At 71.1% G+C, this 11,589-nt stretch carries 11 protein-coding genes; 9 read left to right on the forward strand and 2 right to left on the reverse strand.

The features are described from left to right. The 5 genes from AC08OO_RS16810 (at position 1) to qcrB (ending at position 5,233) form a co-directional block, all read left to right on the forward strand. On the forward strand, positions 1-444 hold the full coding sequence (locus tag AC08OO_RS16810) for an SseB family protein (RefSeq protein ID WP_476611333.1): 444 nt from the start codon (positions 1-3) through the stop codon (positions 442-444). 328 nt (positions 445-772) lie between these two features. Next, positions 773-1,411 carry an aa3-type cytochrome oxidase subunit III gene (ctaE, locus tag AC08OO_RS16815; protein ID WP_035941687.1) on the forward strand — a complete coding sequence of 213 codons (639 nt, stop codon included), beginning with the start codon at positions 773-775 and terminating at the stop codon, positions 1,409-1,411. A gap of 5 nt (positions 1,412-1,416) precedes the next feature. Further along, the gene (gene qcrC / locus AC08OO_RS16820) at positions 1,417-2,334 is read left to right on the forward strand and encodes a cytochrome bc1 complex diheme cytochrome c subunit (protein ID WP_476618737.1); all 918 of its coding nucleotides are present in this window, start codon (positions 1,417-1,419) and stop codon (positions 2,332-2,334) included. Beyond that, complete coding sequence (gene qcrA / locus AC08OO_RS16825) at positions 2,331-3,653, forward strand: cytochrome bc1 complex Rieske iron-sulfur subunit (protein WP_476607482.1); 1,323 nt, start codon at positions 2,331-2,333, stop codon at positions 3,651-3,653. Before qcrC ends, qcrA begins: the two co-directional genes overlap by 4 nt. Next, positions 3,650-5,233: a cytochrome bc1 complex cytochrome b subunit gene (qcrB, locus tag AC08OO_RS16830; RefSeq protein ID WP_476607481.1), complete on the forward strand. Its 1,584-nt coding sequence runs from the start codon at positions 3,650-3,652 to the stop codon at positions 5,231-5,233. The genes qcrA and qcrB overlap by 4 nt, the downstream gene beginning before the upstream one ends. Positions 5,234-5,260: 27 nt before the next feature. Here qcrB and AC08OO_RS16835 read toward each other — a convergent pair whose 3' ends face one another. Further along, positions 5,261-7,033 (reverse strand): DEDD exonuclease domain-containing protein, encoded by a 1,773-nt coding sequence (locus AC08OO_RS16835; protein ID WP_476618738.1) that lies wholly within the window; start codon positions 7,031-7,033, stop codon positions 5,261-5,263. A gap of 307 nt (positions 7,034-7,340) precedes the next feature. Here AC08OO_RS16835 and AC08OO_RS16840 point away from each other — a divergent pair, with 307 nt between their 5' ends. Then, complete coding sequence (locus AC08OO_RS16840) at positions 7,341-7,751, forward strand: VOC family protein (RefSeq protein ID WP_011437488.1); 411 nt, start codon at positions 7,341-7,343, stop codon at positions 7,749-7,751. A gap of 144 nt (positions 7,752-7,895) precedes the next feature. Further along, complete coding sequence (locus AC08OO_RS16845) at positions 7,896-8,291, forward strand: HIT family protein (protein ID WP_476618739.1); 396 nt, start codon at positions 7,896-7,898, stop codon at positions 8,289-8,291. Between the two features lie 78 nt (positions 8,292-8,369). Here the strand turns inward: AC08OO_RS16845 and AC08OO_RS16850 are convergent, their stop codons facing one another. Then, positions 8,370-9,602, reverse strand: a complete 1,233-nt coding sequence (locus AC08OO_RS16850) for a DUF4352 domain-containing protein (protein WP_476618740.1) — start codon at positions 9,600-9,602, stop codon at positions 8,370-8,372. A 326-nt stretch (positions 9,603-9,928) separates the two neighbouring features. Here AC08OO_RS16850 and AC08OO_RS16855 point away from each other — a divergent pair, with 326 nt between their 5' ends. Further along, complete coding sequence (locus tag AC08OO_RS16855; protein ID WP_476607477.1) at positions 9,929-11,239, forward strand: NYN domain-containing protein; 1,311 nt, start codon at positions 9,929-9,931, stop codon at positions 11,237-11,239. Positions 11,240-11,389: 150 nt separating this feature from the next. Further along, positions 11,390-11,589: hypothetical protein (locus AC08OO_RS16860; protein ID WP_476618741.1), on the forward strand; the 200-nt coding region annotated here is incomplete at its 3' end.

The following is an 11,589-nucleotide window of genomic DNA, read 5'->3' on the forward strand; positions in this document are numbered from 1 at the left end:
ATCCCGCCCGGCGCCGCCATCCCGCCCGGCGCCGCCATCCCGCCCGGCGTCCCCTCCGCGCAGGGCACGGCCGCGCGGGCCGCGCTGCACCGCCTCGCCGAGGGCAAGGACGAGTGGGCCGCGCTCGGTGACCTCGCCGCCGCCGAGGTCCTGTTGCCCGACCTCGGTAACGACATCACCGATCTGTCGGAGGAGGACGACAGCCTGCTGCAGCTGCCGGTGGCCGAACGGCAGGACGGCACCCAGTTCGTCCCGACGTTCACCTCTGAGCAACGCCTGGCCGAGGCGCTGCCGGAGGTGGCGCGTTACCGCACGGTCCAGGTGGCGGCCCTGGGCCGGATCTGGCCGTCCGACGATCTTCTGCTCGCGGTCGATCCCGGCTCGGAGGGCGGCATCGCCCTGCCGGCGGACGGCCTGCGGGCGCTCGCCGCGATGTCCGGCTGAGGCCCGCCCCGGCCCGGCATCACGTCACGTCACGGTCGGGGGTCACGGCGCGGTCGGGGGTGTCCGTGTTGGCTCGACTGTGCCCGCCGGAGGGCGCTGGCGGGCCGGCGTGTCGCGGGTGAGGCACGCAACATCGGCTGGGTCAGCCTTGTCGCTCCGCGTCGTTCGTAGGCCAACTGACATCGCTGTGACCTGCGTTTTTCCAGCTACGGCAGGGCTTTGCCGGGCAGGCGAGGCAGCCGCCACGATGATTCGGGGCGGTCATCGACGGGTCGTAGTCCTACCGAACGTCGAACCTACAGTGGCGCGTGGGCCGTCCCGTGCCAGAATGACCGACGTGGCCTCAGCCCCCGTCCTCGAGAAGGCTCCTCCACCACACCCGACGGCCAACCGTCCCTCGATGGTCTCGGTTGGCACGGTCGTGTGGCTGTCGTCGGAGCTGATGTTCTTCGCGTCCCTGTTCGCGATGTACTTCACGATCCGTTCGGTCAACAGCGGCAACTGGCCGCCGGTCACCGGCGACCCCGCCGGATCCGAACACGGACCCGTGGAGCTGCACGTCGGGTACGCGTTGTTCTTCACCGTGATCCTGGTCCTGTCCAGCGTCACCTGCCAGCTCGGCGTGTTCGCCGCCGAGCGTGGTGACGTGTACGGGCTACGGCGCTGGTACCTGATCTCGCTGATCATGGGTCTGGTGTTCGTCGGCGGCCAGGCGAACGAGTACTTCAGCGAGAACAAGTTCACGATGGCGTCGCACGCCTACGGATCGGTGTACTACCTGACCACCGGTTTCCACGGGCTCCATGTGATCGGCGGTCTCGTCGCCTTCTTGATGGTGCTGGGCCGATCGACGTACGGGCGCTTCACACCGGAGAAGGCGACCTCGGCGATCGTCGTGTCGTACTACTGGCACTTCGTCGACGTTGTCTGGATCGCCCTCTTCGCGACCATCTACCTCCTCCAGTGAGCGACATGACTGCATCCTCGGGCTCCTCGTCATCCTCGGACACGCCGTCGGGCATCCCACCGTCGGGCACCCCGGCGTCGGGCACTGCGGCGTCGCGATCCTCGGTGTCGGCCGCCGCCACGAAGCGGTTCTCGCGCGGACGAACGGCGTCCGCGCGTCGCCGCCGGAGGTCCTCCGCGCTGGTCATGGTCCTCGGCCTGCTGGCCACGGGGGTGCTGTGGACGGTGCTGGCGCCGGGCGGCAACGCCGCGCAGACCCCGGACGCCAACGAGGCGGTCCGGCAGGGCCGGGCGCTGTACCTGCAGGGCTGCTCGACCTGCCACGGGCTGGGAGCGCAGGGCACGAACACCGGGCCCAGCCTCATCGGCGTCGGCGCCGCCGCGGTGGACTTCCAGGTGTCGACCGGCCGGATGCCGCTGGCCGCCCCCGCCGCGCAGGCCGACCGCAAGCCCCCGATCTACTCGGCGACCCAGATCGACCAGCTCGCCGCGTACATCCAGAGCCTTGGCGGCGGCGAGGAGGTGCCGAAGGTCACGGACGCGGCGCTCAACGACGCCGACCTGTCGCACGGCGGCGAGTTGTACCGGGCCAACTGCGCGCAGTGCCACCAGGCCGTCGGGCAGGGCGCGCCGCTGACCTACGGCAAGTTCGCCCCCTCGCTGAGCGAGGCCACCCCGGTGCAGGTCGTCGAGGCCATGCGGACCGGGCCGGAGTCGATGCCGGTGTTCGGCCCGCGCCAGCTGAACGAGGAGGACGCGATCGCGATCGCGGCCTACATCAAGCACATGAAGGAAGCGCCGAGTGCCGGTGGGCACAGCCTCGGTAACTACGGTCCGGTGCCCGAGGGACTGCTGGCCTGGCTGGTGGGCGTCGGTGCCCTGCTGGGTGTGTGCCTGTGGATCGGAGCGAGGCAGAAGGTATGAGTGACCAGACGGGCCGGGGCACGCCGGGGCCGGCGGATTCCGGTGCGGACCAGCCGTCCGTTCCGACGGACCGGCGCATGCACTACCCGGGCTACCAGGGCGAACCGGCCGACGAATCTGACCAGGACTCGATGAGCAGCATCTTCAGAAGGGCGAAGCACCCGGTGGACACCTCCGGCCAGCCCGCCGGGGGATCCGGGGTGTCCGCCGGCGGCCCGGACGTCCCGGCCGGGACGTCGGACGGCCCGGAGGCCCTGGGCACGCCGCCCCACCAGACCGACTCGACCCGTGAGCCCACGACCACGGCCGTTCGCCCGCAGACCGGGGTTATCCAGCCGACCTACGGGGAGCGGGCCGCCGGTGGGGTGACCGTTCGTCCGCCGCGCGCGCAGGACGTGGACCGCCGGGCCGAGCGGCGGGCGGAGCGGCTGATTGCCGGCTGGTTCCTGATCTCGGTGATCGGCACCGTCGGGTTCGTTGTCACCAACTTCGTCGGTGACAAGTACAAGGCGTACTACACCCCCTCCCTCGGGGCCGCGCTGGGCCTTGCCGTCGGTGGGCTCGGCATCGGCCTGATTCTGTGGGCCAAGCGGCTGATGCCGCACGAGCAGGCCGTGCAGGAGCGCCACGCGTTCGCCTCCTCCAAGGAGGAGATCGCCGTCACCGAGGAGGAGATCGCGGCCGGGTTCGCCGACACCGGCCTCGCGCGCTACCCGTTGCTGCGCCGCACCCTGCTCGGGGCGGGCACCGTGCTCGGCGGGCTGATCGTGGTGCCGCTGCTGAACCTGACGAACACCAAGCCGGGCAAGAAGCTCGACCACACGAGCTGGGTGAAGGGTGCCCGCCTCGTCACGGAGGACGGCCGTTACGTCAAGCTCGGCGACGTCGCCATCGGCGGCATCGAGACGGTGTTCCCGGCCGTTCCGGTGACCGAGTCCGACGGCACCGTTGCGTACCAGCCGAAGACCGATGTCCAGACCAAGGCCGACAGCACGACGCTGCTCATCCGGCTGCCACCGGGGGTCGACCGCCCCCGCAAGGGCCGGGAGGACTGGGGCGTCGACGGCCACGTCGCCTACTCCAAGATCTGCACCCACGCCGGCTGCCCGGTCAGCCTGTACGAACAGCAGACCCATCATCTGCTCTGCCCCTGCCACCAGTCCGTCTTCGACGTGCGGGACGGCTGTCGGGCGATTTTCGGGCCGGCCAGCCGGTCCCTGCCACAGCTTGCCATCGCCGCGGACAAGGACGGGTTCCTCTACGCCCGTGACGGTGACTACCACGAGCCCGTCGGTGCCGCCTTCTGGGAGCGCTCATGACCACCGCATCCGCCCCCGAGTTCGTCAAGCGGCCGGGCCCGATCCGGAAGGCCAACCGTGAGCTCGACGAACGGTTCGGCAACCAGGCCTTTCTGCGGCGCAACCTGAACAAGGTCTTCCCCGACCACTGGTCGTTCATGATCGGGGAGATCGCCCTCTACAGCTTCGTCGTGCTGCTGCTGACGGGCATCTACCTGACTCTGTTCTTCGACCCGTCGAACACCGAGGTCATCTACAACGGTTCCTACGTCCCGCTCAAGGGCGTGGAGATGAGCCGGGCCTACGCCTCGACGCTGGACATCAGCTTCGACACCCGGGCCGGTCTGGTGTTCCGCCAGATCCACCACTGGGCCGCGCTGGTCTTTGTCGCGTCGATGATCGTGCACATGTTCCGGGTGTTCTTCACCGGCGCGTTCCGCAAGCCCCGTGAGACCAACTGGCTGATCGGCATCGGTCTGGTCGCCCTGTCAATGCTCGAGGGCTTCGCCGGCTACTCGCTCCCGGACGACCTGCTCTCCGGCACCGGTCTGCGGATCGCGGCCTCGATCGCCCAGTCCATCCCGATCATCGGGACGTGGGCGTCGTTCCTCGTGTTCAACGGGGAGTTCCCGGGCGTCAACTTCCTGCCCAGGCTCTACGTGACGCACATTCTGCTGGTGCCGGGTGTCCTGCTCGCCCTGATCGGCGCGCATATGGGCATCCTGTGGCACCAGAAGCACACGGACTTCCCCGGGCCGGGCAAGACCGAGGACAACGTCGTCGGCCACCGGGTCTTCCCCGTGTTCGCGGTGAAGTCCGGCGGGTTCTTCATGCTGGTCTTCGCGATGCTCGCGCTGCTCGGCGGTCTCGCCCAGATCAACCCGATCTGGATGTTCGGCCCGTACGACCCGTCGAAGGTCAGCTCGGCCTCCCAACCGGACTGGTACATCGGCTTCCTCGACGGCTCGACCCGGCTCATGCCGCCCTGGGAGTTCCGCGGGCTCGGGCACACCATCCCCGCGGTGTTCTGGCCGACTGCCGTCCTGCCGGGCATCCTGTTCACGCTGGCGGCGCTCTATCCCGCGCTGGAAGCCAGGTTCACCGGGGACGCGAAGCCGCACAACCTGCTGCAACGGCCACGGGAGGCGCCGACCAGGACCGCGATCGGCGCGATGGCGATCAGCTTCTACCTGGTGCTGATGATCTCCGGCGGTAACGACATCATCGCCAAGACCTTCAGCATCTCGCTGAACGCGATGACCTGGGCCGGCCGCATCGGGCTCATTGTCGTGCCACCGATCGCCTATGCGGTGACGAAGAAGATCTGCATTGCGCTCAACCAGAAGGACGCCGAGATCGAGCATCACGGCATCGAGACCGGGATCATCCGCCAGCTTCCCAGTGGGGAGTTCGTGGAGGACCACCGCCCGAAGCCGACTCCCGTCCCCGACCATCCGCTCGTCCCGACGGACCGGTTCGAGCTGCCGGCGGCCAACGGGCATGGCGACGGTCACGGCAAGGGGCTTGCGCGCCGCGCAGGCAAGGCCGTGACCGGGTTCTTCGTCGAGGAGAAGCAGCCACCCGGCGGCGGCCGGCAGTAGCCGTCCGGCCTGACGGAGCACGTCACGTCAGGCCGACGGGAACCATCCGTCACCGTCATACGCACGTACCGACCGGCCGGGGGCCGCACCGAATCCGGCCGCCGCACCGAATCCGGCTGCGGCGCGGATGGCGCCCGCGGCCGGCCAGCTCCACTCGCCCTCCAGCCGCACGAGCCGCACCCCCGGCCCACCGAGCCAACGGGCGATGCGTTCGGTCTCCTCGACGGAGGCGCACGGGGCCGGACCGGGCCGCGGCCGCACCGTCTCGGCGCTGGCGACCGCGGCGTCGACCCAGGGCCGCGGATCGACACCAGGCGGCACGCTCGCCGCCGACACCAGCCGACCGTGACGCACTACGGCCAGATCCCAGCCGGCCTCGGTGGTCGGGGTCGCGGCGACGAGCTCGGCGACCCCGGTGAGGGCCGACAGCCGCTGGGCACGTGCGGCTGCGCGGACGAACGCGATCATCCGGTCCCGCTGGACGGCGGCCTCCTCGTAGCGCCGCTCGGCGGCCAGCCGGTCGATCCGCCGCGTCGAGGCGGCGATGACCAGGCCCGGATCGCCGGTGATGGCGGCCCGGGCGGCGGCGACGTGCCGGCCGTAGCTCGCCACGTCCTCCCGGCCGTCGCACGGCGCTCCGCATCTGCCGAGGTCGGCGAGGGTACAGGCGGGCCGGCGCACGCGCGGGGACAGGCGCCCGGAGCACTGGCGCAGCGGCACCGCGGCCAGCAGCGCCTCGGCGGCGGCGTCGGCGGCGCGGACGCCGCCGAACGGCCCGAGATAGGTCGCGTCGTCACGGGCGGCGCGCACCCGTGAAAGCCGTGGGAATGGCTCGTCGGTGAGCTTGAGATAAACGGAGCGCTCCGGGAAGCGGGATCGGCGGTTGTACGGCGGCTTGTACTCGGCGATCAGCCGCAGTTCCCGGACCTCGGCCTCCAGGGCGTGCGCGCATCCGATCGCGTCGACCCGCTCGGCCAGCGCCACCATCTCCGCCATCCGCGTCCGGGGTTCGCTGGCGGTGAAGTAGGTACGGACCCGGGAGCGCACCGAACGCGAGCTGCCGACGTACAGGGCTCGTTCGTCGGCGTCCCGGAAGATGTAGACACCCGGGCCCGTCGGCAGGCCGTCGGCCAGATGCCGTTTGCGTCGCTGGGCCGGCGACACCCGGGAGCTGTAGTCGTGCAGGTCCTCCAGGGTGGTCACGCCCGCGTTGCCGAGCCGTTCGAACAGCCCGTGCAGCACGTCGACGGTGGCCCGGGCGTCCGCCAGCGCCCGGTGGCGGGGCTCGACCGGGCTGCGGAACAGCGAGGCCAGCGACGTGAGCCGGCAGTCGGGGCTCTCGTCTCTCGTGACCACCCGCCGGGCGATACGCAACGTGTCCAGATACTCCCAGGCGGGCACCGGATAGCCGCAGAGCTCGACGGCGGCGCGCAGGAAGCCGAGGTCGAACGGGGCATTGTGGGCGACGAGAACGGCGCCGCGGGCGAACTCCAGGAAGGTAGGCAGCACCTGCGTGACCGGCGGCGCCGTCGCCACCATCACGTCGGTGATGCCGGTGAGCACCGAGACCATCGGAGGGATGCCGACGCCCGGCCGGACCAGGGTGGCCATCTCGGCGAGGATCCGGCCGCCGCGGACCCGGACCGCGCCGATCTCGGTGATCTCGTCGCGTCCCGGGGAGGTGCCCGTCGTCTCCAGGTCGAACACGACGAAGGTCACGTCCGCCAACGGACGACCGAGATCATCCAGCCGGCCCTGCCGGGGCGGCCGGGGACGGTCCGGGGCGGGATCTGGGCGCACGGCGTCACGGTAGGTCCCACCCCCGACAGTTTTGCGCCCGGGATCGTCCGCGGACCCGGAGGCGAAAGCAGGTCCGCCTCGCCGCACGTCGTCACGGAGGTTCCGGGTCACGGAGGTTCCGGGTCACGGGCCGATGGGAAACGACTGACGCTACCTGCTCCGTAGGGCGCCGGGTGTGCGACGGGCCGGTATTGGCCACGAAATTCTCCGCGGTTGTCCCTTTCATGGTCCCGTCGGGGCAGTCTGGTGCTTCTGTCGGGGCGTGCGCTCAAGCGTGCGGCCCACTCGGCAGGCCTGCGTGCATCGAATGCGGAATCATGCCCAGGTGGCATGGTTCGAGACGAACGGCATTCGAGTGGCGCGGGTCGCGGTCGACTGTTTGAACGTTGACGTGATGGTGCGCTTCTGGTCCGCCGCATTGGGATACGAGGTGAGCCGGCGTGACGACGGGGCGATCCTGCGTCACCCGGCCGGCGCGGGACCCAAGCTCCTTCTCAGGCCCGGGGCGAAGCGCAATGCCGGCCGTAACCGGCTTCATCTGGATCTCTACGCCGTCGACGCGGAGCGTGTGATCGGCTGGTTGTCGACCCTCGGTGCCCGCCGGGTATCCCGGTACGACGACGACGGGGAGAGCGGATACGTTCTCAAGGATCCGGAGGGTAATGAGTTCCGGGTGATGACGGTTGGGCCGGCGGGATTTGCGCGCCCCTTCGTCTGACACCCCGGCGGGCCGGACTCCCGCGGGGCCGGACTCCCGGCGCGCCCAGCGGAAAACGTGACAGCTCGACGGCCGGGTGAACGGCCGTCGGCCATCGGGTGCTGTCGTCACGTGCCGGACGACCCGGTCGATAGGGTCGCACCCATGCCGAGCGTCTTCACCCGGATCATCAACGGCGAGCTTCCCGGTCGCATCGTCTACTCCGACGAGCACGTGGTGGCGTTCCTGACGATCGCGCCGATCCGGCCGGGACACACCCTGGTTGTTCCCCGCACCGAGATCGACCACTGGATCGATCTACCCGATGGCCTCCAGACCGCGCTGTGGAGCGCCGCGGCGACGGTGGGCCGCGCCATCGACGCGGCCTTCCGACCTCGGCGGGTGGCCGCGCTCGTCGCCGGGCTGGAGGTCCCGCACGTCCACGTGCATCTCCTGCCGATCGAGGACGAGACGCAGATCGACTTCAGGCTCGCCGACCACAACCCCGACTCGGCCGAGCTCGATGCCGTGGCCGAGCGGATCCGCGCCGCCCTCGGCTGAGCCGGGTACCGGTCTGGCGCGGTTCTGGCGGTTCTGGCGGTTCTGGCGGTTTCAGCGGTTCGTAGGGTTACGCGGCGGTCAGAGCTGGAACTTCGGCGGATCGACGGCGAACAGCGGTTCCCAGTTCAGGATGGCGTGCCCGGGCGGCGCATCGATGACGATGTTGCCCCGGACCCGTTGCCCGGCCTTGAGAGTCGACACCGACAGCCGCGGCGCGACGTTTTCGTAGCTGCCGTCGTACCGGGTGCCGTCGGAGGTCTGGATGTAGAAGTCGGACGGCGAGGCGGACGTCGACCCGCGGCTCACCTCGACCGTCACGTTAATGACGTAGTAGGCCCCCTGGGTGGGCGCGTCGCCGTACTGGGTCACCTTGCCGGTGGTGGAGCAGACGCTGTTGAGGGTGACCCTGGCTTCGAAGTCGCTGACCGAGGAGGTGGCCCGGCCGACGGCGGTGCCGGACCCGCCGATCGTCGCGGTGCCGGCCGCCGGCGCGTGCTGTGGCGTCACCGGAACGCAGTTCGGCACTCCGTTTGGGGCGGTCGCGGTCGGGGCGGTCGCGGTCGGGGTGGTCGCGGTCGGGGTGGTCGCGGTCGCAGTGGTGTTCGGGAGGTCGGGCACGGTCACCGTCGGGGCCGGCGGGGAGGCGATCTCGGTGCCGTCACCGCCGCGCACCGCGAGGGCGATCACGACACCGAGCACGATGGCGGCGACCACGGCGAGGGGCACGATGATGAACAGCGGATTGGCCCGCTGCCGGGGCGGAGGCAGCGGGCTGCCCTGCTGCCAGCCGCCGGGCGGCGGGTAGCCCCCCGGGAGGTTGTGGTAAGCCCCCGGGGGGTTCTGGTAGGCGTCGGGAGCGCCCTGGTAGCCGACCGTCCCCGGGTATGGGGCACTCCCACCCTGGTAGGGCCCGGCAGCCGCGGCCGGGGGATGGTCCGGCTGTTGCCAGCCGCCCGGTTGTCCCCAGCCCTGCCGTTCGCCGGGCTGTCCCCACCCGGGCGCGGCGCCGGGGTGCTGCGCGGCGCCGGGGTGCTGCGGGGCGCCGGGGTACCCGCCCCACTGCTGCCCACCCGGTTGTGGGGCGGTGCCTGGCCAGGCGAGGCGTGTCTCCTCCGAGTCGGGCTGGTTCGGCTGGCCGGGCTGGGGCGCTCCCCACGATGGGACCGGGGCCGCCGGGGGAGTAGAGGACGAACCGGAGGTGGGGGTGCTGCCGGGGTCCGCGGGCTGGTGCCAGGGATCACTCGGCTGCCTCCACGCCTCCTGGCTCCCGTCACCGCTGGGGGGCTGGTGAGGCGGGTTCTGGTCGGTCACGATGATCCTCTCAGGCGCAGCCAGGGCCGCGTTCGGAAGAAATCGAGCATAAGGGGCGCGCGTCGCGAGGCTACATAAGCCGACTTTCACCTAAGACAATGACCGCCCAGCCGTAGGCCGCCGACGTACCGATCCGGCCGGTAGCGGCTGTGAGTGCCCTGAGCTCTCCCGATAAGCTGTACTGTCATCGTTCTCCCCGTCGGCTCCGGAGTCCCGCGTGCCTTGCTGTCTGGCCGGTTGGACGAGCCGTTGGAGATACGGCCCGCCCAGTTTTTCCGTCGTGCGCATGATGACGGACATTTCGTCGCCACCCTCGGGTTCGCCGCATGCGTGAGCCGCTTCCGGCGCCGGTGCGGGCGCATGTCGTCGAGTTCGCCGAGCGGACGCTGGCGGATCTTCCCGAGCCGCAGGTCCCGCCGTCGCTGGTCGCGGTGCGCCGCTTCAAGCCCTCCCGCCGTGTCCGCCAGGGGGCCGTCCCACTGGCCGCGGCGGTGGACGGTGACGTGTTCCGCGGCCGGGTCGCCGAGTGGATCCACCGTCATCATCCCGAGCTTGTCGAAGCCGTCAGCTCGCCGGACGGACCGCCGCCTGCGGCGCCCCCCGAGAAGATCGCCGCGGTCGCGTACCTGCTGCGGGTCTCCGGCTGGCAGGAGCTGGTCCAGGTCGCCGCGGCGTCCACGTCGGAGGCGGCGGCCCGCAGCCAGGTTGACGAGGCCGGGCGGACGATACTGCGGCTCACCGAACAACTGGAGACGAGCAAGCGCATCGCCGCGGCCGAGCAGGAGGAACTGCGCGAGCAGCTGCAGGCAGCCCGGGCGGAGGCGGACGAGGCTCGCCGGCGGCTGCGCTCGTCCGCTGCCGGGATCCGGCAGGCCGAGCAGGCCACGCGGGAGGCCCTGACCGCGGCCGAGGCGGCCCGGAACGCCGCCCTGGCCGCCAGCCGGGATGCCGAGGCGGAGACCCGGCGGCTGCGCGGCCGGGTGGCGGAACTGGAGAGCGCGCTCGCCTCCACCCGCCGGGACAGCCGCGAGTCCCGCAGCGTCGATGACGCCCGGTTGCGCGTTCTACTTGACACCCTGATCGCCTCGGCGCACGGCCTGCGACGAGAACTCGACCTCCCGACGATGGTCGCGAGGCCCGCGGATCTCATCGCTCGCGGCGGAGCCGGTCCGAGCAACGGCCCGCAGGCGTTCGTCGGGGCCCGCGGGCGGCCGGACGACGACCCCTCCCTGATCGACGAGGTGTTGGCCGTCCCCGGGGTCCATCTGATCATTGACGGGTACAACGTGACCAAGCGGGGCTACGGCCGCCTCACCCTGCAGGCACAGCGTGAGCGGCTGCTGTCCGGACTCGGTGCGCTCGCGGGCCGCAATCCCGACAGCGAGGTCACGGTCGTCTTCGACGCCACCGCCGTCGTGGCCCGGCCGGTGGGTGTCGCCATGCCTCGGGGGGTGCGCGTGCTGTTCAGCCGGCCCGGGCAGCTCGCTGACGAGGAGATCGTCCGGCTGGCGCGGATGGAACCGGAAGGCCGCCCGGTCTTCGTCATCACCTCCGACCGGGAGGTCGCGGAGAACTGCGTCGCAGCCGGAGCCCGGGCGGTGCCCTCGGCCGCTCTGCTGGCCCGCCTCGACCGGTAGGGGATCCGCCGGGCGGGACTTTCGCCGGGCGGGACTTGTCCGCCGAGAATTGTCGGACCCTGGACCTACCGTCGGTGAAGTCGGGAGATCGGTGCTCGGATTGTTTGTCGTCGCCGACCTCCACCGGTTCGGATCCGGAAGGTGCGCACGATGCTGATCGACTGTGACTCCTGCACCGCCCGTGGTGCCAGGTGCGCCGGCTGCATGATGACCGTCCTGCTCCCGGCGTCGGGCCCGCCCGTCGGCTGGGACGCCGAGGAGCTCGAGGCATTGCGGTTGCTCGCCGATGCCGGTCTGCTGCCCCCGCTCGCCGACGTGCGGACGGCCCTGCTGGACCAGGCGCCGCGGCC

It is taken from the genome of Frankia sp. CeCAU1, assembly GCF_977971845.1.